General features: G+C 37.3%; 17 protein-coding genes and 5 tRNA genes. 1 reads left to right on the top strand and 21 read right to left on the bottom strand.

Annotated features, from left to right (window positions below):
• Positions 1–3,211, bottom strand: a 3,211-nt coding sequence (locus tag ACXAGJ_RS23340; protein WP_474843429.1) for a beta strand repeat-containing protein, incomplete at its 3' end; no start/stop codon positions are given.
• A 555-nt stretch (positions 3,212–3,766) separates the two neighbouring features.
• Between ACXAGJ_RS23340 and ACXAGJ_RS23335 the strand changes: the two genes are divergently transcribed.
• On the top strand, positions 3,767–5,353 hold the full coding sequence (locus tag ACXAGJ_RS23335; protein WP_473285858.1) for a peptide chain release factor 3: 1,587 nt from the start codon (positions 3,767–3,769) through the stop codon (positions 5,351–5,353).
• A gap of 148 nt (positions 5,354–5,501) precedes the next feature.
• Here the strand turns inward: ACXAGJ_RS23335 and ACXAGJ_RS23330 are convergent, their stop codons facing one another.
• From ACXAGJ_RS23330 to ACXAGJ_RS23235, 20 genes are all read right to left on the bottom strand, one after another.
• The gene (locus ACXAGJ_RS23330) at positions 5,502–5,816 is read right to left on the bottom strand and encodes a DUF3467 domain-containing protein (protein ID WP_473285857.1); all 315 of its coding nucleotides are present in this window, start codon (positions 5,814–5,816) and stop codon (positions 5,502–5,504) included.
• 52 nt (positions 5,817–5,868) lie between these two features.
• On the bottom strand, positions 5,869–10,170 hold the full coding sequence (rpoC, locus tag ACXAGJ_RS23325) for a DNA-directed RNA polymerase subunit beta' (protein WP_474843427.1): 4,302 nt from the start codon (positions 10,168–10,170) through the stop codon (positions 5,869–5,871).
• 99 nt (positions 10,171–10,269) lie between these two features.
• Positions 10,270–14,079 (bottom strand): DNA-directed RNA polymerase subunit beta, encoded by a 3,810-nt coding sequence (rpoB, locus tag ACXAGJ_RS23320; protein ID WP_474843425.1) that lies wholly within the window; start codon positions 14,077–14,079, stop codon positions 10,270–10,272.
• 133 nt (positions 14,080–14,212) lie between these two features.
• On the bottom strand, positions 14,213–14,590 hold the full coding sequence (gene rplL / locus ACXAGJ_RS23315; protein WP_073321991.1) for a 50S ribosomal protein L7/L12: 378 nt from the start codon (positions 14,588–14,590) through the stop codon (positions 14,213–14,215).
• A gap of 68 nt (positions 14,591–14,658) precedes the next feature.
• The gene (rplJ, locus tag ACXAGJ_RS23310; RefSeq protein ID WP_474843422.1) at positions 14,659–15,180 is read right to left on the bottom strand and encodes a 50S ribosomal protein L10; all 522 of its coding nucleotides are present in this window, start codon (positions 15,178–15,180) and stop codon (positions 14,659–14,661) included.
• Between the two features lie 15 nt (positions 15,181–15,195).
• Positions 15,196–15,891 carry a 50S ribosomal protein L1 gene (rplA, locus tag ACXAGJ_RS23305; protein WP_473285853.1) on the bottom strand — a complete coding sequence of 232 codons (696 nt, stop codon included), beginning with the start codon at positions 15,889–15,891 and terminating at the stop codon, positions 15,196–15,198.
• 18 nt (positions 15,892–15,909) lie between these two features.
• On the bottom strand, positions 15,910–16,347 hold the full coding sequence (gene rplK, locus ACXAGJ_RS23300) for a 50S ribosomal protein L11 (protein ID WP_073322000.1): 438 nt from the start codon (positions 16,345–16,347) through the stop codon (positions 15,910–15,912).
• A gap of 74 nt (positions 16,348–16,421) precedes the next feature.
• A complete protein-coding gene (nusG, locus tag ACXAGJ_RS23295) occupies positions 16,422–16,976 on the bottom strand; it encodes a transcription termination/antitermination protein NusG (RefSeq protein ID WP_073322003.1) in 555 nt (184 codons plus the stop codon).
• Positions 16,977–16,985: 9 nt separating this feature from the next.
• Positions 16,986–17,183 (bottom strand): preprotein translocase subunit SecE, encoded by a 198-nt coding sequence (secE, locus tag ACXAGJ_RS23290; RefSeq protein WP_073322006.1) that lies wholly within the window; start codon positions 17,181–17,183, stop codon positions 16,986–16,988.
• Positions 17,184–17,287: 104 nt separating this feature from the next.
• Positions 17,288–17,360 (bottom strand) — tRNA-Trp (locus ACXAGJ_RS23285).
• A 58-nt stretch (positions 17,361–17,418) separates the two neighbouring features.
• Positions 17,419–18,606 carry an elongation factor Tu gene (gene tuf / locus ACXAGJ_RS23280; RefSeq protein ID WP_474843419.1) on the bottom strand — a complete coding sequence of 396 codons (1,188 nt, stop codon included), beginning with the start codon at positions 18,604–18,606 and terminating at the stop codon, positions 17,419–17,421.
• Positions 18,607–18,663: 57 nt separating this feature from the next.
• Positions 18,664–18,735, bottom strand: a tRNA-Thr gene (locus ACXAGJ_RS23275).
• A 123-nt stretch (positions 18,736–18,858) separates the two neighbouring features.
• Positions 18,859–18,931 (bottom strand) — tRNA-Gly (locus tag ACXAGJ_RS23270).
• Positions 18,932–18,991: 60 nt separating this feature from the next.
• A tRNA-Tyr gene (locus tag ACXAGJ_RS23265) sits at positions 18,992–19,074 on the bottom strand.
• A 129-nt stretch (positions 19,075–19,203) separates the two neighbouring features.
• Positions 19,204–19,277: transfer RNA gene (locus tag ACXAGJ_RS23260), tRNA-Thr, on the bottom strand.
• A 101-nt stretch (positions 19,278–19,378) separates the two neighbouring features.
• On the bottom strand, positions 19,379–19,681 hold the full coding sequence (hpf, locus tag ACXAGJ_RS23255) for a ribosome hibernation-promoting factor, HPF/YfiA family (protein ID WP_073322013.1): 303 nt from the start codon (positions 19,679–19,681) through the stop codon (positions 19,379–19,381).
• A gap of 68 nt (positions 19,682–19,749) precedes the next feature.
• Entirely contained in the window at positions 19,750–20,640 is an 891-nt protein-coding gene (locus ACXAGJ_RS23250; RefSeq protein ID WP_474843417.1) for a tyrosine-type recombinase/integrase, read from the bottom strand.
• Positions 20,641–20,741: 101 nt separating this feature from the next.
• On the bottom strand, positions 20,742–20,936 hold the full coding sequence (gene rpsU, locus ACXAGJ_RS23245) for a 30S ribosomal protein S21 (protein WP_473285850.1): 195 nt from the start codon (positions 20,934–20,936) through the stop codon (positions 20,742–20,744).
• Between the two features lie 196 nt (positions 20,937–21,132).
• Positions 21,133–22,515, bottom strand: coding sequence for an alpha-amylase (locus ACXAGJ_RS23240; RefSeq protein ID WP_473285849.1), 1,383 nt, complete (start codon positions 22,513–22,515; stop codon positions 21,133–21,135).
• A 217-nt stretch (positions 22,516–22,732) separates the two neighbouring features.
• Entirely contained in the window at positions 22,733–23,899 is a 1,167-nt protein-coding gene (locus ACXAGJ_RS23235) for an acyl-CoA dehydrogenase family protein (protein WP_474843414.1), read from the bottom strand.
• Positions 23,900–23,929 lie beyond the last annotated feature (30 nt).

The following is a 23,929-nucleotide window of genomic DNA, read 5'->3' as shown; positions in this document are numbered from 1 at the left end:
AGTCTAAGGCTGGTGTAAAGTCAATCGTATCATCCGTTGGATCATTTGGTGTACCTCCATTGTTTACAACTGCAGTTCCTACTGCGGCTGGGATGGCAGTCACATTGATCGTTCCTGTACTTGGACCATCTCCTCCAAAGCTATCGTTTCCTAATACTGCAATGTTGGTTGTTCCACTATCTTCTGCGACATCTGCAGGAGTATCATTTACTGCCGTTGGGGTATCATCTACTGGAGTGACATCAAAAGTAACCGTAGCCGTAGCCGTATCTCCATCGGCATCTTCGATCTCATAAGTAATCGTTACCGGACCATTATAGTCTAAGGCCGGAGTAAAGTCGATCGTATCATCGGTCGGATCGTTTGGTGTACCTCCATTGTTCACTACTGCAGTTCCTACTGCGGCTGGGATGGCAGTTACATTGATCGTTCCCGTACTTGGACCGTCTCCTCCAAAGCTATCGTTTCCTAATACCGCAATGTTGGTCGTTCCACTATCTTCTGCTACATCAGCAGGAGTATCATTAGTAGCCGTTGGGGTATCATCTACTGGAGTGACATCAAAAGTAACCGTAGCCGTAGCCGTATCTCCATCAGCATCTTCGATCTCATAAGTAATCGTTACCGGACCATTATAGTCTAAGGCCGGAGTAAAGTCAATCGTATCATCCGTTGGATCGTTTGGTGTACCACCATTGTTCACTACTGCAGTTCCTACCGCAGCTGGGATGGCAGTCACATTGATCGTTCCCGTACTTGGGCCGTCTCCTCCAAAGCTATCGTTTCCTAATACTGCTATGTTGGTCGTTCCACTATCTTCTGCGACATCTGCAGGAGTATCATTGACAGCTATAGGCACACAAGCACTTATACCGCTATTTGTTACCGCCGCAGCTGTAGCTTGTGGACTACCAGAAATAGTAGGCACACCACTTCCGTTAACCCCTGCTGCAGAGTTTGCCAAGTTATCGGCTCCAGTCAGATTTGCGGCTACAAAACTTCCTCCTCCTTCTATAGCATCTGGACAACCATCATTATCACTATCTACTTCTAAGTAATCTGGAATATTATCATTATCACTATCTAAAGCCGTACAATATGAAAAGTTGTACACTTCAATAGTATTGTTATTGCTATCGGCATCTGCTTTACCAGAGACTACCACCAATCTTTTTACCGCCTGATGTACCGAAATACTAACTGCTTCATTAACATAATTAGCATTTACAAAACTCTGAAGCGTTCCTATATATGTAAATCCATTTCCTACGGCATTTACACTTCCTACGGTCGTAAAATTAGCAGTGGTAAGAGGAATAGGATTATTATTCACATCGAAAGCTGTAAAGACTAAACGATCGTCGAAATCCAATCCTCCAAACGTAATATTATTAATTCTTGATTCTTGGTCAAAGACAAATTCGTAGGTTGCAGATCCTGAACCATCTCCAACATTATCAGGTTGTAATAAAAGCGTGTTTGCTCCTACCTCTCCACCGTCATCAGCAATTTCGATACCTCTATTCCAAGTAGCTGTACCATTTAATGTATAATTTAAGTCTATACTATTTCCAGCATTAGCAGCCAAATCTGCTAGCGTTCCGGTATTTCCTGTTTGTAAATTTGTCACCGGACTGTATGGTAAACTATTCACTTCAACATTGGTTGCGCAAATAATTTCATTCGTGTCTAAAATTCCATCATTATCATTATCCAAATCACAATTATCTGGTACATCGTCATTATCATTATCCAGATTGTCGTCAAATCCAGGGCAAACATCAGAAGTATCCGGAACTCCATCATTATCGCTATCATTGTCACAAACATCTCCTATACCATCAAAATCAGCATCTTCCTGACCTGGATTAGGCGTATTGACACAATTATCAGTTTCATCCAGAATACCATCATTATCTGTATCAGACAAACAATTCCCGAAGAATACAATCTGCTGAGAGAAGTTAAACCCTTGAGTTACTCCTGTAGAAGTACAAGATGTAGGGAAAGGAATATTTTGAAAAACCGGTGCTACTGTAGAGCTTACCGTATTGGGGTTACTTACAAAGTTTAATGCACTAAAACCACTCGCCGATATGTACAAATTATCATCTGGCCCTAATTGAACACCTGAAACTACATTACTTCCATTTAATGCAGTAGAAATTGTCTCTCCAATTACGTGAACAAACAACCTACCATTCCATCCTGTAAATTGGCCATCGAAGGTAGCAGTATTTTGATGTCCGAAAAACAGTCTTGATCCGTCAGGAGAAAACTCCACACTATAACCTGTTTCTGTATCGTCAGTTGCAGAAATTGGCACTTTGGTCCAGGCACCTATCGCACCTGTAGAGGAATCCCAATTTGCATAATACACCCCACCATCTATCGTAGTAAATCCACCTTCTATTGCAATAGCTATACGATCATTTTGAGGTGAAAAACGTATAGATCCTCTTTCCCCTGGTCTTGGTAGGTTTTGTGGCAAAGCTATCGTCAAATCTGGATTGTCGCCTCTTGCCGGGGTTAATGGATTGTCAGCATCTACCTCCCATAAATTTAATGTAGCCGCGCAATCAGCAGTACAAGTGTTATCATCTACAGAAATAGCAGCTATCCAAGCACCACAGGCGCTTCCATTGTTGGTTCCATAGATAGCTTCGGAGTTATCACTAAGTAATAGATTATTACTACTAATTACCGTTTGAGAAGGTACATCTACTACAGAGTAGAAAGCGGTACCATTTCGATCCTCATCCCTACCATTACTATGTATGATATAAATCTGATCGGCGTTAGTACCCGGTACTGGCATTACAGAGGCCATCTGTGTACGAGTTCCGTTGGTATTAAGTCCTGTACCATTGGTATATAAATTCCCCAGGTTATCTCTTACCGTACCATCGTCTACATAGAATATGAGATTACCCGTTGAAGGATCACTCCATGTTGCGGTAGCCTCGAAAGCTCCATCTGAAGTTAATCCACAACTTATGGTAGGTGTAGCTGTTCTAAAATCAACAAGATATCCTCTACCATTCCACCAATTGGCATCTACGGTCTGTGCAAATGATGCCAGTGAAAGAAATAGGGAAAAAACGAAAAATACATATAACCTAAGCAGGTTATTTCGCTTTAATCGGTTAGAATCAAAATGTAAGGCATGCACAATATTGGCATACCCATAGACTTGGGTAATTTTTTTCATATGACGATGTGTTTACTACCTCATCCATAAAAAACACAAAAAGGGGATTGTCTTTTATGGACTATTATTAAAACTTATCAAGCTATTCCACATAAATAAACTACGGCAAAACCGTAATTATCAGTCGTAAAAATAGTTAATTTCTTAATGCAATCTAAACAATAAGCAAACTTTTCGTGCTCATTTATCGATAAAATACACATATTTACCGACAAAACAACACTATTTGCCGTCAAGCAACATATAATCTAGGGGAAACCGTTTAGAAAACTCGACTAACCCAATATCAACATTGGTAGCCACATATAGTTAAGCTACTCACTACATTATCGAAGGTTAGGAGACACAAAAAGTTGTGTTTAAATTTAACATTTTAACACTTGAAAACACGAATTTCGCCAATAAAATCGACGAAATACATTCGAAAACGACAAAAAACACTTTCCTGTTAAAAAATGTGGTTCCCCCTCTATGCATTCTAAATGATTTGGTTAATCTATTCTATATATCATTGAACATTTAAGTGTTATATTTGCCACCACATTTGATAGATTTATGAAATTCTTAGAAGAAATCAACAGAAGAAGAACCTTTGGTATTATATCTCACCCGGATGCCGGAAAAACCACACTTACCGAAAAGTTACTTCTTTTTGGAGGGGCTATCCAGGAAGCTGGTGCGGTAAAATCGAATAAAATAAAAAAAGGAGCTACTAGTGATTTTATGGAAATCGAACGTCAACGTGGGATTTCCGTAGCAACTTCTGTTTTGGCTTTTGAATATAAAGACATCAAAATCAACATTCTAGACACACCAGGTCACAAAGATTTTGCCGAAGACACTTTTAGAACACTCACAGCAGTAGACAGTGTAATTGTTGTTATTGACGTAGCAAAAGGGGTTGAGGAACAAACTGAAAAACTGGTATCTGTATGTAGAATGCGAAACATCCCAATGATTGTTTTTATCAATAAATTAGATCGTGAAGGTAAAGATGCTTTCGAACTCCTGGATGAGATCGAACAGAAATTAGGACTCACGGTTACTCCTTTAAGCTTTCCTATAGGAATGGGATACGACTTCAAAGGAATCTATAATATTTGGGAGAAAAACATTAATCTTTTTAGCGGAGACAACAGAAAAAATATAGAAGAAACTATTGAAGTGTCTGATCTACAGTCTGAAGAATTGGACGAGCTAGTAGGAGAAAATTCTGCTAATCAATTAAGAGAAGAATTAGAATTAGTAGAAGGGATATATCCAACATTTGAAAAAGAAGCTTATCAAAACGGATCTTTACAACCCGTATTTTTTGGATCGGCCTTGAACAATTTTGGAGTTCGTGAGCTTTTAGACTGTTTTGTTTCTATTGCTCCTCCTCCAAAACCCAAAGAAAGTGATGTTCGGTTGGTAAAACCTGAAGAAGAGAACTTTACCGGTTTTGTTTTTAAAATACATGCTAATATGGATCCAAAACACAGGGATCGATTAGCCTTTGTGAAAATTGTTTCAGGGACCTTTGAGAGAAATGTTCCTTATTTGCATACCCGACATAATAAGAAACTAAAATTTTCTAGTCCAAATGCCTTTTTCGCTGAGAAAAAAGAAATTGTTGATATCTCTTACCCAGGAGATATTGTTGGACTTCACGATACGGGTAACTTCAAAATTGGTGATACCCTTACCAAAGGAGAAGTATTACATTATAAAGGTATTCCTAGTTTTTCTCCAGAGCACTTTAGATACATCAATAATGCAGATCCAATGAAATCTAAACAATTGGCTAAAGGTATTGATCAGTTGATGGACGAAGGAGTAGCTCAGTTATTTACTTTAGAAATCAATGGAAGAAAAGTTATTGGTACCGTAGGAGCTTTACAATATGAAGTAATTCAATACCGATTAGAACATGAATACGGTGCTAAATGCACCTATGAAAATCTAAATGTACATAAAGCCTGCTGGGTAGATCCAGAAGATCAGGATAATGAAGAGTTCAAAGAATTTAAAAGGGTAAAGAGCAAATTCTTGGCTAAAGACAAACAAGGGCAATTGGTCTTTTTTGCAGATTCTTCCTTTAGTTTGCAAATGACCCAACAAAAGTACCCTTCTATACAATTTCATTTCACATCAGAATTTTAAAGCGTTTTAAAGGATTAAAAAACACTAGCACATAACAATGTGTGCAAAAAATAAAAAATCCGCTCAGCGATTAATTCTGTGAGCGGATTTTTATTTTAGTATAAGGTAATATTATTTCTTAATCAAAAACTATCAAAACTACTGATCGTTAAGCCTCTCCTGTAGGACCAAAGTTCATTGGGATGGGAGGTTGTTCATAATCCTTAATTTCTCCATGAGCAGATTCGAATCTACTTACATTATCATTAAGCGCTTTAAGCAATCTTTTTGCATGTTGTGGAGTTAAGATAATTCTGCTTTTGACTTTGCTTTTTGGACGACCAGGCATAATATTTACAAAATCAATAACGAATTCTGAAACCGAATGATTGATAATTGCAAGGTTACTATAAGTTCCGTCTGCAACTGCTTCATCTAATTCTATATTCAATTGATTTTGATTGAGGTTTTTATTATCTGCCATGTTTACTTATTATATAAAAAAAGCCTGTCGCATTGCGACAGGCTTTTAAGAATTAATTATAATTAACTTCTTGTCTTTGTTCCATTCGATCTTCGAATTCTTCTTTAGAACCTACAATGATACTCTCATAGCTTCTCATACCTGTACCTGCTGGAATTCTATGCCCAACAATTACATTTTCTTTAAGACCTTCGAGTGTATCTACTTTACCGCTTACCGCAGCTTCGTTTAATACTTTTGTAGTTTCCTGGAATGACGCTGCAGAGATGAACGATTTAGTTTGAAGCGATGCTCTTGTAATACCCTGAAGTATTGGAGTCGCAGTTGCAGGAGAAGCATCTCTTGCGGTTACTAAGTTTTTATCTTCTCTACGTAGTACAGAATTCTCATCTCTTAAATCTCTTGGCGAAACGATCTGACCTGCTTTCAAGGTTTCACTATCACCAGCTTCTTCAACCACTTTCATTCCGAAAATTGCATCATTTTCTTCAATGAAGTCTGATTTATGTACCAATTGATTTTCTAGGAAAATAGTATCTCCCGGATCCTGAATTCTTACTTTACGCATCATTTGTCGTACAACAACTTCAAAGTGCTTATCATTAATCTTCACACCTTGTAATCGATATACTTCCTGAACTTCGTTCACCAAATATTGTTGTACCGCAGAAGGTCCTTTGATCTTAAGGATATCTTCTGGAGTTACAGAACCATCTGATAATGGCATACCTGCTCTTACGAAGTCATTTTCCTGAACAAGAATCTGATTAGAAAGTTTTACCAAGTATTTCTTGATCTCACCGATTCTAGACTCTACGATGATCTCACGGTTACCACGCTTGATTTTCCCGAAAGAAACAACACCATCAATTTCACTTACTACAGCTGGGTTAGATGGATTACGTGCTTCGAACAATTCGGTTACCCTTGGAAGACCTCCAGTAATATCACCAGCTTTAGCTGATTTACGAGGAATCTTAACCAAGACCTTACCTACTCCGATCTTCTCATTATCATCTACCATCAAGTGTGCTCCTACTGGTAAGTTATAAGAACGAAGTACTTCGTCTCCTTTACCCATAACCAATAACGTAGGAATCTTTTTCTTATCTCTGGATTCTGAAATTACTTTTTCCTGGAAACCGGTTTGTTCATCGATCTCTACCTGATACGTAATTCCTTGTTCGATATTTTCATACTTCACCTTACCAGCGAATTCTGAAATAATCACACCGTTATAAGGATCCCACTGACATACCACTTGATCTTTTTCAATGTTATCTCCATCTTGGATGAAAAGTTGAGATCCGTAAGGAATTACATTTGTACTTAATACAATCTTAGTCTTAGGATCGATCACTTTGATTTCAGAAGTACGAGAAATTACAACATCAATTTCGTTTCCTTCTGCATCTTCTCCTTTTACGGTCTTCAATTCTTCAATTTCTGCTTTACCGCTAAATTTAGATTTCAATTGGTTTTCTTCAGAAATGTTACCTGCAATACCTCCCACGTGGAATGTACGTAGGGTAAGCTGAGTACCTGGTTCACCGATTGATTGTGCTGCAACTACTCCAACAGCCTCACCTCTTTGTACTGTTTTACCAGTAGCAAGGTTACGACCGTAACATTTCACACAAATTCCTTTCTTAGCTTCACAAGTAAGTGCAGAACGAACTTCTACTGATTCTACAGGAGAACTGTCAATTCTTTTTGCAATTACTTCATCTATCTCAACTCCTGCTTCAACAAGAACTTCTTGTGTCAACGGATCAATAACATCTACTAAGGCAGTTCTACCAACAATTCTATCTGCAAGAGGTTCTATAATCTCCTCATTCTTCTTCAATGCAGTTACTTCAACTCCTCGCAATGTACCACAGTCTTCAATGTTTACAATTACATCTTGTGCTACATCAACCAAACGACGTGTTAGGTATCCTGCATCGGCAGTTTTAAGAGCCGTATCTGCAAGTCCTTTACGTGCACCGTGAGTAGAAATAAAGTATTCAAGAATCGAAAGACCTTCTTTAAAGTTCGAAAGAATCGGGTTTTCAATAATCTCACCACCAGCTGAGTTTGACTTTTTCGGCTTTGCCATCAATCCACGCATTCCTGTAAGCTGACGAATCTGTTCTTTAGATCCCCTCGCTCCAGAATCAAGCATCATATATACCGAGTTAAACCCTTGCTGATCTTCTCTAATACGCTTCATCGACAATTCTGTCAATTCTGCATTGGTAGAAGTCCAAATATCAATTACCTGATTATAACGTTCATTATTCGTAATAAGTCCCATGTTATAGTTAGCAACGATATTATCTACCTGAGAATTCGCATCCGCAATCATCGTATGCTTTTCTGCAGGAATAATAATATCTCCCAAACTAAACGAAAGACCACCCTGGAATGCCGAGTTATATCCTAATGTCTTAATCTCATCAAGGAAAGCAGCTGTTTCTGGTACGCTCGTTACTTTAAGGATGCTACCAATAATATCTCTTAAAGATTTCTTAGTCAATACTTCATTAACGTATCCTGCAGCTTCTGGTACTTTTTCATTAAATAGTACTCTACCTGTAGTTGTCTCAATCAATTGATCTACTAATTCTCCTTCATCATTGAAATCCTTGGTTCTTACCTTGATTACAGCGTTAATATCTAATCGCTTTTCGTTGTAAGCAATTATTACTTCCTCAGGGGAGTAGAACGTAAGTCCTTCTCCTTTGATCACCAAGTCTTTTGTTGTTTTACGTGGCTTGGTCAAATAATATAAACCAAGTACCATATCCTGAGAAGGCACGGTAATAGGAGAACCATTTGCAGGGTTCAATATATTATGAGAAGCCAACATTAACAATTGCGCTTCCAAAATAGCCTCTGGCCCTAATGGAAGGTGTACTGCCATCTGGTCACCATCAAAATCCGCGTTAAATGCCGTACATACTAATGGGTGCAACTGTATCGCTTTCCCTTCAATAAGTTTTGGTTGGAACGCCTGGATCCCTAAACGGTGAAGCGTAGGAGCACGGTTCAGTAATACTGGATGTCCTTTAAGAACATTCTCTAAGATATCCCAAACTACAGGCTCTTTTCTATCAATAATCTTTTTAGCAGACTTTACTGTTTTTACAATACCACGCTCGATTAATTTTCTAATCACAAATGGCTTGTACAGCTCGGCTGCCATATTTTTTGGAAGACCACATTCGTATAATTTCAGCTCAGGTCCTACAACAATTACAGAACGAGCAGAATAATCAACACGCTTACCAAGTAAGTTTTGACGGAAACGTCCTTGCTTACCTTTTAACGAGTCTGATAACGATTTTAATGGTCTATTAGAATCTGTTTTTACAGCAGAAGCTTTACGAGTATTATCAAATAATGAATCTACTGATTCCTGAAGCATACGCTTTTCATTACGTAAGATTACTTCAGGAGCTTTGATCTCCATCAATCTCTTTAAACGATTGTTACGGATAATTACACGACGATAAAGATCATTCAAATCTGAAGTAGCAAAACGACCTCCATCTAATGGTACTAACGGACGTAATTCTGGTGGAATTACTGGCACTACTTTCAGGATCATCCATTCTGGACGATTTTCTCTATTTTTATTGGCATCACGGAACGACTCAACAACCTGAAGACGTTTTAATGCCTCAGTTTTACGTTGCTTAGAAGTTTCGTTATTTGCTTTATGTCTTAACTCATAAGAAAGTGCATCCAAATCAATTCTTCTAAGAATTTCGATCAAGCATTCTGCACCCATCTTCGCGATGAACTTATTTGGATCTGTATCTTCTAGGTATAAGTTTTCCTGAGGAAGGCTATCTAAGATATTTAAATATTCTTCTTCGGTAAGGAAATCCATTTTTTGAATAGGCTCACCTTCTTCATTCTTGGCAATACCCGGTTGAATTACTACGTAACGTTCGTAGTAAATAATCATATCCAATTTCTTGGAAGGAAGCCCTAACAAGTATCCGATCTTATTTGGTAAAGATCTAAAATACCAGATATGAGCTACAGGAACCACTAAGTTAATATGTCCAACACGGTCTCTACGTACTTTTTTCTCAGTTACTTCAACTCCACATCGGTCACAAACGATTCCTTTATAACGAATTCTTTTGTATTTACCACAAGCACATTCAAAGTCCTTTACTGGTCCAAAAATTCGTTCGCAAAACAAACCATCACGTTCTGGTTTGTGTGTACGATAATTGATAGTTTCAGGTTTTAAAACCTCTCCGTTTGATTGCGCCAAAATAGATTCTGGAGAAGCTAAACCAATAGAGATTTTATTAAATCTCTTTACTGTATTCTTATCATTATTTCTTGCCATAATATATGGTTGCTAAAGAATTATTGTAATTTAAATTTGAATAATTAAGAGTTAAACATCGTACCCGTCAGCATCGTTCAGGGTACGATGACAAACTTATTATTCTTCTAATCTGATATCCAGACCAAGACCTTTTAATTCATGCATTAATACATTGAAAGATTCTGGTAATCCAGGTTCTGGCATAGGCTCACCTTTAACGATACTTTCGTATGTTTTGGCTCTTCCTATTACATCATCAGATTTTACGGTCAATATCTCACGAAGCGTACTTGAAGCTCCATACGCCTCAAGTGCCCATACTTCCATCTCACCAAAACGCTGACCTCCAAACTGTGCTTTACCACCAAGAGGCTGTTGTGTAATTAATGAGTAAGGACCAATAGAACGGGCGTGCATCTTATCATCTACCATGTGACCTAGCTTTAACATATAAATCACACCTACCGTTGCTGGCTGATCAAAACGATCTCCTGTACCTCCATCATACAGGTAAGTATGACCGAATCTAGGAATTCCAGCTTCATCAGTAAATCCATTAATCTGGTCTAGAGAAGCACCATCAAAAATTGGAGTAGCAAATTTTCTACCTAATTTCTGACCTGCCCACCCTAATACAGTTTCATAGATCTGACCAATGTTCATACGTGATGGTACCCCAAGTGGATTTAATACAATATCTACCGGTGTTCCATCTTCTAAGAATGGCATATCTTCTTCTCTTACGATACGTGCCACAATACCTTTGTTACCGTGACGACCTGCCATTTTATCTCCTACTTTCAGTTTACGTTTTTTAGCAATATAAACTTTAGCAAGTTTGATGATTCCAGAAGGTAATTCGTCTCCAACAGAAATTGTGAATTTCTCTCTTCTTAAATTACCTTGAAGATCATTCTCTTTAATTTTATAGTTGTGGATAAGATCTGCAACCATTCTGTTAAGATCATCATCTGTAGTCCAAGTACCTTTGGTAAGGTGTGCATAATCATCAACACTGTTAAGCATTTTTTGAGTATACTTTTTCCCTTTTGGAAGTACTTCTTCACCTAAATCATTCATCACACCTTGAGAAGTTTTACCTCCTACGATTGCGAATAATTTATCTACTAATTCAGATTTTAACAACTCGAATTTGGCGTCATAAGATCTTTCAAGGATTTCGATATCCTCTTTATCCTGAGAGCGTTTTCTCTTATCCTTAATCGCACGAGCAAATAATTTCTTATCAATTACTACCCCGTGTAATGAAGGTGAAGCTTTTAAAGAAGCATCTTTAACATCTCCCGCCTTATCACCAAAAATAGCACGTAATAATTTTTCTTCTGGTGTAGGATCACTTTCTCCTTTTGGAGTAATCTTACCAATAAGAATATCACCAGGCTTAATTTCGGCACCTACTCTAATCATACCATTTTCGTCAAGGTCTTTTGTAGCCTCTTCAGAAACGTTTGGTATGTCATTTGTTAATTCCTCATTACCTAATTTAGTATCTCTTACTTCAAGAGAATACTCATCGATATGAATAGAAGTAAAAATATCATCTCTTACTACCTTTTCAGAAATTACAATCGCATCCTCGAAGTTATACCCTTTCCAAGGCATAAAGGCTACTTTCATATTTCTACCAAGTGCAAGCTCACCATTTTCGGTAGCATACCCTTGACATAGTACCTGCCCCTTGGCAACCTTATCGCCTACTCTAACGATTGGTTTTAGATTGATACTTGTACCTTGGTTAGTTTTTCTGAATTTAATAAGATCATAGGTCTTAGAATCTCCATCAAAACTTACCATTCTTTGTTCTTCTGTTCTATCGTATTTAATAGTAATCTTATCAGCATCAACGTACTCAACAACTCCTGCACCTTCAGCATTGATCAATACTCTTGAATCTGAAGCTACCTGACGTTCAAGTCCTGTACCTACAATCGGAGCATCAACTCTTAATAATGGTACTGCCTGACGCATCATGTTTGATCCCATCAATGCACGGTTTGCATCATCATGCTCCAAGAATGGAATCAACGATGCAGATATAGAAGCGATCTGGTTTGGAGCAACATCGGCATAATTTACCTGGGTAGGATCAATAACCGGGAAGTCACCCTCCATACGTGCAATAACCTTATCAGAATCTATAGTTCCATCTTCCTTTAAAGGAATGTTTGCCTGAGCAATTAATTTTTCTTCCTCTTCTTCGGCGCTTAGATATGTAAATCCAGAAAGGTCTACTCTACCCTCCTCTACCTTACGGTAAGGAGTTTCTAAGAATCCCATTGAATTTACTTTTGCAAATACCGATAAAGAAGAGATCAATCCAATATTTGGTCCTTCAGGAGTTTCGATAGGACAAAGACGACCATAGTGCGTATAGTGAACGTCACGAACCTCGAAACCTGCTCTTTCTCTTGATAAACCACCAGGCCCTAATGCAGAAAGTCTACGTTTGTGTGTAATTTCTGCTAATGGATTGGTTTGATCCATAAACTGAGAAAGCTGGTTGGTACCAAAGAATGAGTTGATTACCGAAGACAATGTCTTAGCATTAATCAAATCTATTGGTGTAAATACCTCATTATCTCTTACGTTCATTCGCTCACGGATGGTACGCGCCATACGCGCTAATCCTACTCCAAACTGCTGAGATAACTGCTCACCTACTGTACGAACACGACGGTTAGAAAGGTGATCGATATCATCGATTTCAGCTTTTGAATTGATCAGCTCGATCAAATATTTGATAATGGTAATGATATCTTCTTTGGTAAGCACTTGCTTATCCATATCGATATCAAGACCTAATTTTTTGTTCATTCTATATCGACCTACTTCACCAAGGTTATAACGTTGGTCAGAGAAGAATAACTTGTCGATAATTCCTCTTGCAGTTTCCTCATCAGGCGGTTCTGCATTACGTAATTGACGATATATGTGCTCTACCGCTTCTTTTTCAGAGTTGGTAGGGTCTTTTTGCAATGTATTGTGGATGATTGCATAATCTCCTTTTTGATTATCTTCTTTATGCAATAAAATAGTTTTTGCACCAGACTCGATAATTTCTTCTAGGTGATCCTTATCTAATATCGTATCACGATCTAATACGATCTCATTACGTTCGATAGATACCACCTCTCCAGTATCTTCATCCACAAAATCTTCGTGCCAAGTATTTAAAACACGAGCGGCCAATTTACGGCCTAATACTTTTTTCAATCCGGATTTAGAAACTTTTACTTCCTCTGCAAGGTCAAAAATTTCTAAAATATCTTTATCGCGCTCATAACCTATTGCACGGAAAAGTGTAGTTACCGGTAATTTTTTCTTTCTATCAATATATGCGTACATCACACTATTGATATCTGTAGCAAATTCTATCCAAGACCCTTTAAAAGGAATTACTCTTGCAGAATACAGCTTGGTTCCATTTGCATGGAAAGACTGTCCAAAGAATACCCCTGGAGAACGGTGTAATTGCGATACAACAACACGCTCAGCTCCATTAATACAGAAGGTTCCACTAGGAGTCATGTAAGGAATAGTACCTAAATACACATCCTGCACAATAGTTTCAAAATCTTCATGTTCTGGGTCTGTACAGAATAATTTAAGACGTGCTTTAAGAGGTACACTATAAGTAAGACCTCTTTCTATACACTCTTGAAGATCATATCTAGGAGGATCAACGAAGTAATCTAAAAATTCAAGTACAAATTGATTACGAGTATCCGTAATCGGAAAATTTTCCATGAAGGTATTGTATAGACCTTCGTTTCCTCTTTCTTCAGATTTTGTTTCTAATTGAAAGAAATCCTGAAATGATTTGATCTGGATATCCAAAAAGTCCGGATATTCAGGTCTGTTCTTTACAGAAGAGAAATTCAATCTTTCAGTTTGCGTTGCTAACATCAATGGACGGAATTAAATTAAAATTTTAAAAAGGGGTGCGTATGCAAAGACCTAACTTTTATATACGCAAAATGGTTTAGACCTCAGAGAGAAAATCTCTGGGTCTAAACCTATATATCAATCTATGGTAAGCTTACTTAAGCTCAACCTCAGCTCCAGCCTCTTCTAATTGAGTTTTAAGAGCTTCAGCTTCATCCTTAGCTACACCTTCTTTGATAGCTTTAGGAGCACCATCTACTAATTCTTTAGCATCTTTAAGACCAAGACCAGTTAATTCTTTAACAAGTTTTACAACTGCTAATTTAGAACCACCTGCAGCCTTAAGGATTACATCGAACTCTGATTTTTCTTCAGCAGCTTCACCACCACCAGCAGCACCACCACCAGCAACAGCTACTGCAGCAGCTGCAGGCTCGATACCATATTCTTCTTTTAATATATCAGCTAACTCATTAACTTCTTTTACTGTTAAGTTAACTAATTGTTCTGCGAAATCTTTTAAATCTGCCATTTTCTATCGTTTTAAATAATTTTTTTTAATGAAATATAATTGTTAAAAAGTGCGTACACTATTGATTGTTATCCTTCTTTTTCGGATAACGTTTTAAGGATACCAGCAAGTTTACCACCACCTGATTTCAACGCAGAAACTACGTTCTTAGCAGGAGACTGTAGTAAGCCAATAATATCTCCGATAACTTCTTCCTTAGACTTGATACTTACAAGTGCATCTAGATTTTCGTCACCAACAAATATTGCTTCCTCGATAAATGCTCCTTTTAATAAAGGCTTCTCAGATTTCTTACGAAACTCTTTGATAACCTTTGCAGGTGCATTACCAGCCTCGGCAAACATGATTGAAGTATTACCTTTTAATACATTTGGTAAATCTCCAAAATCCTTATCTGAATTCTCCATTGCTTTTGCAAGGAGTGTATTCTTAACTACTTTTAATGAAACATTAGCTTTGAAACAAGCTCTTCTTAAATTAGAAGTTGTTCCTGCATCCAACCCTGAGATATCTGCCAAGTAGATATTCGCGTTATCAGCCAACTGAGCAGTTAAGTCATCAATTACTTGTGATTTTTCTTCTCTTGTCATAATCGTTTATCTTAATTACCCAGCAAAGTTTTTAGCATCCACTTCTACTCCAGGACTCATTGTAGACGACATGTAAATCGACTTGATGTATACTCCCTTAGCAGTTTGTGGTTTTAACTTTACCAATGTTGTTATTAATTCTTTAGCGTTACCAGCTATTTTCTCAGCTTCGAAAGAAGATTTACCGATTGCAGCATGTACAATACCTGTTTTATCAACTTTGAAATCGATCTTACCAGCTTTAACATCAGATACTGCTTTTGCAACATCCATTGTTACGGTACCTGTCTTTGGGTTTGGCATTAATCCACGAGGTCCTAATACTCTACCTAATGGTCCTAATTTACCCATAACACTTGGCATAGTAATGATCACATCTACATCAGTCCATCCGCCTTTGATTTTATCCAAGTACTCATCTAACCCTACAAAGTCAGCACCTGCTTCTTTAGCTTCTGCTTCCTTATCTGGTGTTACTAACGCTAATACTTTTACATCTTTTCCTGTTCCGTGAGGTAACGTTACCACTCCACGTACCATTTGGTTAGCTTTACGTGGATCAACGTTCAAACGAACAGCAAGGTCTACAGAAGCATCAAAGTTCACATTTGTTATTTCTTTTACCAAAGCTGATGCTTCAGCAAGAGAATAAGCTTTGTTCTTATCTACTTTAGCTTGCGCTTCTTTTTGCTTTTTAGTCAATTTTGCCATTTTGTAAACGTTTTTGGATTAAAAAGGAGCTTGTCCTTTTACAGTTACACCCATGGAACGAGCAGTACCTGCGATCATTTTCATTGCAGATTCGATAGTAAACGCATTTAAGTCCTGCATCTTATCTTCAGCAATTGCTTTTACCTGATCCCAAGTAATACTTGCTACTTTTTTACGGTTAGGCTCTCCAGAACCCTTCTTTTGTTTTGCTGCTTCCAGAATTTGAACAGCTGCTGGTGGAGTTTTGATAACAAAGTCAAAAGACTTGTCAGAATACACACTAATTACAACCGGTAATACTTTACCAGCCTTATCTTGTGTTCTACCATTGAATTGCTTACAGAATTCCATGATATTTACTCCGGCAGCACCTAGAGCAGGTCCAACAGGGGGTGATGGGTTTGCCGCACCTCCACGAACTTGAAGTTTTACAACTTTACTTAACTCTTTAGCCATTTTTCTAATTTTAAATTAGAACTGTTCTACAGTTGGAAGCAAAAGAACAATTCTGATATATATAATGTAACAGTTTATACTTTTTCAACTTGCATATAGCTCAATTCTAATGGTGTCTTTCTACCGAAGATTTTCACCATTACCTCAAGCTTACGCTTTTCTTCATTTACTTTCTCTACAGTACCATTAAACCCGTTGAAAGGACCGTCTATCACTTTTACAGTCTCTCCAACAGTGTAAGGAATCGCAACATTATCAGTTTTTACTGCTAATTCATCTACTTTTCCTAGCATTCTGTTTATTTCTGCTTTTCTTAATGGTACAGGATCTCCTCCTTTTACTTCACCAAGAAAGCCAATCACACCATTAATTGATTTAATGATATGAGGAACCTCACCTGCCAAGTTAGCTTCAATCATAACATAACCTGGAAAGTATACACGTTCCTTATTTATTTTCTTTCCATTACGGATTTGAACTACCTTTTCCGTTGGAACCAAAATCTGGGAAACAAAATCTTCAAGTCCCATATGAGCTATTTCACGCTCTATATAGTCCTTAACCTTATTTTCCTGACCACTTACCGCTCTTACAACGTACCACTTCTTTGAATTATCCACCTCGGCCATTTTGAAAATTTAAGATTTAACTAACGTAAAATAATATTCGATCATGTTACTAAAAACAGTATCCACTCCCCAAATAGCCAGAGAAAAAATAACTGAAAAAACAATAACAACTATGGTTAACCGCTGTGCTTCTGCCCAGGGAGTCCAGGTTACATGATTTTTCAACTCGTTATATGATTCTGTAATATAATTTATTAATCCAGCCATTGTATTCGGTTTTTATTGACAGTCTTCAGAAAATATTTCTCAGTTCCGTCAAAGAATTCAATATAATAATGATCTTATTTTGCAAAAAACATCAATCATTTCAGCACGGGTTGAGAGGCTCGAACTCCCGACACCTGGTTTTGGAGACCAGTGCTCTACCAACTGAGCTAAACCCGTATACATAAGGCAAGGTATTCGCCAGTGCGAATACCTTACCTATATATCTATAATTGTATTAGTCTAAAATTTCGGTTACCTGACCAGCACCTACTGTTCTACCACCTTCACGGATAGCAAAACGAAGACCTACATTCATTGCGATTGGTTGAATCAACTCAACAGTAATAGTTAAGTTATCTCCAGGCATTACCATTTCTACTCCATCAGGAAGCGCAATGTTTCCAGTTACATCAGTTGTACGTACGTAGAACTGTGGACGGTAGTTGTTATGGAACGGAGTGTGACGACCACCTTCTTCTTTCTTAAGGATATACACCTCAGCTTTGAAGTTTTTGTGTGGAGTTACAGATCCTGGCTTAACGATTACCATACCTCTAGAGATCTCAGTTTTCTCGATACCTCTTAATAGGATACCTACGTTATCTCCAGCTTCTCCTCTATCTAATATCTTACGGAACATCTCAACCCCAGTAATAGTAGAAGTTAATTTCTCAGCTCCCATACCGATGATCTCTACAGGATCTCCAGTGTTAGCAACTCCAGTCTCGATACGTCCAGTAGCAACAGTACCACGACCAGTAATAGAGAATACATCTTCGATTGGCATCAAGAAGTCTTTTTCAACATCTCTCTTTGGTAACTCGATCCAAGTATCAACAGCTTCCATAAGCTCCATTACTGTATCAACCCACTTTTGCTCTCCGTTAAGAGCTCCTAAAGCAGAACCAGCAATTACAGGACCGTTATCTCCATCATACTCATAGAAAGAAAGAAGTTCTCTTACTTCCATCTCTACAAGCTCTAAAAGCTCCTCATCATCAACCATATCCACTTTGTTAAGGAATACAACGATTCTAGGAATACCTACCTGACGTCCTAAAAGGATGTGCTCACGAGTTTGTGGCATTGGACCATCAGTAGCAGCAACTACTAAGATCGCACCGTCCATCTGAGCAGCACCAGTTACCATGTTCTTCACGTAATCCGCGTGACCTGGACAGTCAACGTGTGCATAGTGACGATTTGAAGTTTGGTACTCAACGTGAGAAGTGTTAATTGTAATACCTCTTTCTTTTTCTTCTGGAGCGTTATCGATAGTATCGAAATCTCTTGCTTCAGAAAGACCAGCTTCTGCTAATACTTTAGTAATCGCAGCAGTTAACGTAGTTTTACCGTGATCAACGTGTCCAATAGTACCAATATTTAAGTGCGGTTTGGAACGATCAAAAGTTTCCTTTGCCATAATTAATTTATTTAATCTTAGTTATATATTAGTGTTCAATTTATATTCTGAACCAAGAGCCAATGACGAGATTTGAACTCGTGACCTCTTCCTTACCAAGGAAACGCTCTACCCCTGAGCTACACCGGCTTTTTAATGAGCATAATGAAAAACCAGAATACTTTCATTTTTTTCAGAAAGAAATCCGATTAATCATTACAGTTATGTTAAAAATCCAACCTCAAAACTTTCATTTCGAGGTTAGCTCATTTGAGCGGGAGACCGGGTTCGAACCGGCGACATTCAGCTTGGAAGGCTGACGCTCTACCAACTGAGCTACTCCCGCTTTTCAACCCAAAACAATTTCTCAAAAAACTGTTTTGGTATTGCTATTTTTTAAATTTTGTGGGGAGAGCAGGATTCGAACCTGCGAAGGTAAAAACCAACAGATTTACAGTCTGTCCTCGTTGGCCGCTTGAGTATCTCCCCCAAGTAAAAAAATTCAAAATTTCAGTATGAACTTTATGAATTTGAGAGCGCAAAAATAGTAATTTATTTTACATTTCAAAATTCATTTTAAAAAGGCTTTAATTTTTATTCAAATTAACTCCTTTTTTGAGCCGATAGAGGGACTCGAACCCACGACCTGCTGATTACAAATCAGCTGCTCTAGCCAGCTGAGCTATATCGGCTTTTCACCATGTTTTAGAACATAAAAAAGTCCGCTATTTCTAACGGACTGCAAATGTATAATAATTTATTTTTTAGACAAAACTATTTTTTAAAAAAATAGTCAAACATGCGCATTTAATTTTTGCTTCCGTTTTTTCAGTTGTCGTTCTAAAGAACTAACACACTCATCCACACCTTCTTCAAAGGTTTTATTAATTTTTTTAATCATCAACTCTCCTCCTGGAACACTCAACAAAATTTCTGTAACTTTATTCTCTTTTCCACTTGTATTCATCACTTTTAAGAATACATCTGCATGAATAATTCTACTAAAATACGTCTCAAGTTTATCTAGTTTAGTCTGCGTAAAATTTACCAACTTTTGATCTACATTAAAATTTACGGATTGCAAGTTCACTTTCATAGGTGTTAGTTTAAATTGGTTAAACAATAATATTAAGCCGAAAAGACAAGCAATTAAAGGGTTGCTTTTTACTTTTTATTCCTGGGATGAGATTGTTTATAAACTTTTGTCAGCTGTGCGATACTGTGATGTGTATACACTTGCGTTGCAGCCAGACTGGAATGACCAAGTAATTCTTTTACAGCATTTAAATCTGCCCCTTCGTTAAGTAGATGAGTCGCAAATGAGTGTCTTAGGATATGTGGACTCGTTTTTACCTTTGAAGACGCCTTACTAAAATAACCATTTATGATTCGATACACAAGTGTTTCGTATATTTTAACTCCTTTTTTGGTCAATAACAAATATCCATTTTGACCATCTTCAACAAGAGCCATTCTTAAAGATAAGTACCGTTCCAGTGTTTTACAAACTGTAGAAAGCAATGGCAAAACACGTTCTTTATTTCTTTTTCCTAATACTTTGATCTGTTTATTACGAACATCAACATCAGAAAGACGCAAATTCACTAATTCTATCCTACGCATACCGGTAGCATAAAAAAGCTCTACGATCAATCGGTTTCTTACACTTTCAAAATCATCTTCATCTGTTAGCTCATCTAACACAAGTTCTATTTCTTGTTCTGAAAAAGGAATCTGTAATTTCTTTGGAGCTTTCAGCACCTGATGTTTTGCCAGAGGGTTTTTATCAATTTGCTCTGACTTTAACAAAAACTTGTAGTACGATTTAAGTGAAGATACTTTACGATTGATGGTACGATTAGAAATTCCCTGATCTACTAACTCAACAATCCAAGAGCGAATCTGAGCATAGTTCGCTTTAGCAATATCAGCACCACCATAATTCTCTTCATAAAACCCTAAAAAAGACTCTAAATCGGTTTTGTACGCTGTAGCTGTATGCGAAGAGTATTTTTTTTCTAAAAGAAGGTAGTCTATAAACTCTGATATAAACATAAAAAAACCGTTAGAGCACAAAAATATAAAACTTTTGTTTCTCTAACGGTTTTAATTTATACTTGAAAAACGGAATCTTATATAAAGACTGCGTTCACTTTTTAAATTTCTTCTTGATCTCTTAAACGCTGAATGTATTGCGCTTTTTGGATTTGAGCTCTACGCTCTACAGAAGGTTTTGTAAACTGTTGACGTTTACGAAGCTGACGCATCGTACCTGTTCTATCAAATTTACGCTTAAAACGTTTTAACGCTCTATCTATATTTTCTCCGTCTTTTACTGGTATAATTAACATAGTTGCACCTCCTTTCTTTAAAAATTAGGATGCAAAGATAATACAAAACTATTATCTACAAAGTTTTTTTTCGCAGAAGTTATATTTTATTTCCATTTTCCTAAAAAAACAAAAAAGAAACAATTCTTTAACCATTCGTAGGGGGTGTTTGAATGATTAAAAAATCGTTTCTGGACAGGGGCTGGAATATTGATCTCTACTTCAGAGACCAAACAGTATATCCTTTTGGCGGTGCCTGGATTTTTACCCATCGACCACCTTGGGTAACGGGTTCCCACCCAGAGTTACCGGTGTAATCCTTTATTCTTCTACTCGACCAATTGGTCTCTACCCATCTTTCCTTCCAGGAATTTGAGTTGTTGATATATACGATAAGACCATTTTTACCATAACCACCATTTCGTTTGGCGATGTACTCATCATTGTCCGTCCAAAGATTTGTAGTACTACCTCCCGCGAGATTATTATGTATCCAAATCAAATTATTCATCTTGGATTTACTCAACCACTCCTCATAATCTCTATAGAATATTGCGGGGTAGCCTTCATGAGTCAAAATATAGGCATAGGCCAGTAACTTATTATTGATGATTTCATCGGTATCGTGATTAGCTACAAAGGTTACTGCCCTACTTGCATTTCTTTTCCATAGCATATCTCCACTTAAGGCATTAAGGTTATTCCCCATAAAAGCATCTCTCATTTTATAGTAACACCCAAAATCAAAAGCAGACATCTGCGCTTGGTTTACCCACCAGTTTAGTGTATTTACATTACCATCCCAATACTCTCCTACGGCAAATCCACCAACATTTCGTTGCCATTCTCTAGGCACCCAAGGTTCGAATCCTTTTACATAATCAAATCTCCATCCATCGAATCCCATTGTATTCTTATAGTATTTAGCCACAGAGTTAGAACGTTTCCACAACCAATCCTGTACGTAAGGCTTGCTGTGACTTAAATCCGGAAAACCACCAAAAATCCCACTATCAGAGTTATACTGCTCATTAGGATGGAAATCATACTTTGTTCTATTAAACTTACCCGAAAGCGGAGTAAACTTTGTATACGTGTTTTTTCCTGCAAATTCATTCCACTCCAAATCTCCTCCACTGTTATGATTAATAACAATATCTGCTATAACATTGAGATCATATTGATGTGCTCGAGATATTAGGGATTCTAATTCTGATCTGGATCCAAATCGCGTTTCAGTACTCCCCATTTGGTTATATTCTCCAAAATCATAATAATCAAAAGGATCATACCCCATAGAGAAAGGACCGTTTTGCGCTTTGCTTACGGGCGGCAACCAAATGGCATCTATTCCTGCATTACTCCAATCATCTACCTTATTTCTAATCGTATTCCACCAGGTTCCTCCAGCAGGTACATCCCAGTAAAAAGCTTGCATCATTACCCCAGAACCGATAGGTTTTAATTTTGAGGATACATTTTGAGTTGGTTTTAGAGATTCGGATTCTGGTTGTATCGAATCTAATTCTTCATCCTTATTACATGAAGCAAAGAGTAAAGCCGTAATAAGAAATCCATAAAAAAACTTGCTAATTTTCATGATTACTTAGTGTTTGTGTTAATTTTTTTTCAAATTAAGAATTTACCTACGAACGAAAACGTTTGAAGTTTTACGAAATCGTTTTCGTGTTGATAAAAGACAAACAATTAATCATAATTACTAGTAAAAAATAACATAGATTACTTTTAAAGCAAAAAAATAACCCCTAAATGGGGTTATTTAACTTATTCTGAAATGATTACAAGGAGAACTACTGCTAGGTCGTAGGCTTATACTCTTTTTTATCTATAATCATTTTGGCTATAATTTCTTTTAATATTTCTGAAGTACCTCCACCTATCGGGCCTAAACGACTATCTCTAAACAATCTTGCCAAAGGATATTCTTCCATATATCCGTAACCACCTAACAGTTGTAAACAATCGTAGGCTACTTTATCTGCCATTTTAGTAGAAAGTAATTTAGACATTGAAGCTTCCTTCACTACATACTGCCCTTGATCTAATCTTTTTGCAATAGAGTAATTGAACTCCTTACACATTTCCATCTCGCTTGCCATTTCGGCTACAGAATGTCTTAGCGCCTGGAATTTATTAATCGTTTTACCAAACGCTTCTCTCTCTGCCATATATTGAATCACATAATCGATAGCAAATTCTGCTCTGGCATGGGCATTGATTCCCATAATTAATCGTTCTAAGGCAAAATGTTGCATGATATACCCGAATCCTTGATTTTCATCTCCCATCAGGTTTTCTGCAGGAATTCTCACATTATCAAAAGCGATCTCTCCTGTATCCGACGCTCTCCAACCTAACTTATCCAGTTTTGTTGCCGACACTCCTGGTGTATCTCTATCGACAACAAAAATACTGATCCCTTTATTTCCCAATTCTGGGCTTGTCTTTGCAGCTACTACTAGATAGTCACTATACACCCCATTGGTAATAAAGGTTTTTGATCCATTGATTACATATTGATCTCCATCTTTAACTGCAGTAGTTCTCATACCTGCAACATCAGATCCTCCAAAAGGTTCGGTAATCGCTAAACATCCTATCTTATCTCCAGAAATACTGGGCGCCAAATATGCTTCTTTAATTCTATGATCACCTTCTTTATTAAGGTGTGTCATTGCCAGATATACATGTGCCCATATTGCCGCTGCAAAACCTCCAGAATTTATTTTTTGAAGCTCTTCTAAAAGAATCACCGTGTAAAAAAGATCCAGATCCATTCCTCCATATTCTTCGGGATAAGCGATCCCAAAATATCCCATCTCTCCAAACTTCTTCCAGATAAAACGGTCGATATCTCCAGACTTCTCCCATTTCTCAATATGCGGAACAACTTCCTTCTTTAAAAATTCTTTTAAACTTTGTCGAAACAACTCGTGCTCTTCAGTAAAATACATGCTATTCATCTGTACTTTTTATCGTATTAAAAAGGTTGG

Source organism: Aquimarina sp. AWH4_224, assembly GCF_056160245.1.
The sequence above is the reverse complement of the archived record's forward strand: the minus strand, read 5'-3'. Positions and strand labels throughout refer to the sequence as shown.

Coding starts and splice junctions, on each gene's coding strand:
- rpoB (WP_474843425.1), bottom strand. CDS start 14,079: ATGTTAGCAACGCAAACTGAAAGATTGAATTTCTCTTCTGTAAAGAAC.
- rplK (WP_073322000.1), bottom strand. CDS start 16,347: ATGGCTAAAGAGTTAAGTAAAGTTGTAAAACTTCAAGTTCGTGGAGGT.
- ACXAGJ_RS23330 (WP_473285857.1), bottom strand. CDS start 5,816: ATGGCAGATAATAAAAACCTCAATCAAAATCAATTGAATATAGAATTA.
- rpoC (WP_474843427.1), bottom strand. CDS start 10,170: ATGGCAAGAAATAATGATAAGAATACAGTAAAGAGATTTAATAAAATC.
- ACXAGJ_RS23240 (WP_473285849.1), bottom strand. CDS start 22,515: ATGAAAATTAGCAAGTTTTTTTATGGATTTCTTATTACGGCTTTACTC.
- ACXAGJ_RS23335 (WP_473285858.1), top strand. CDS start 3,767: ATGAAATTCTTAGAAGAAATCAACAGAAGAAGAACCTTTGGTATTATA.
- tuf (WP_474843419.1), bottom strand. CDS start 18,606: ATGGCAAAGGAAACTTTTGATCGTTCCAAACCGCACTTAAATATTGGT.
- rplL (WP_073321991.1), bottom strand. CDS start 14,590: ATGGCAGATTTAAAAGATTTCGCAGAACAATTAGTTAACTTAACAGTA.
- hpf (WP_073322013.1), bottom strand. CDS start 19,681: ATGAAAGTGAACTTGCAATCCGTAAATTTTAATGTAGATCAAAAGTTG.
- rpsU (WP_473285850.1), bottom strand. CDS start 20,936: ATGTTAATTATACCAGTAAAAGACGGAGAAAATATAGATAGAGCGTTA.
- secE (WP_073322006.1), bottom strand. CDS start 17,183: ATGGCTGGATTAATAAATTATATTACAGAATCATATAACGAGTTGAAA.
- rplJ (WP_474843422.1), bottom strand. CDS start 15,180: ATGACAAGAGAAGAAAAATCACAAGTAATTGATGACTTAACTGCTCAG.
- rplA (WP_473285853.1), bottom strand. CDS start 15,891: ATGGCAAAATTGACTAAAAAGCAAAAAGAAGCGCAAGCTAAAGTAGAT.
- nusG (WP_073322003.1), bottom strand. CDS start 16,976: ATGGCCGAGGTGGATAATTCAAAGAAGTGGTACGTTGTAAGAGCGGTA.
- ACXAGJ_RS23250 (WP_474843417.1), bottom strand. CDS start 20,640: ATGTTTATATCAGAGTTTATAGACTACCTTCTTTTAGAAAAAAAATAC.
- ACXAGJ_RS23235 (WP_474843414.1), bottom strand. CDS start 23,899: ATGAATAGCATGTATTTTACTGAAGAGCACGAGTTGTTTCGACAAAGT.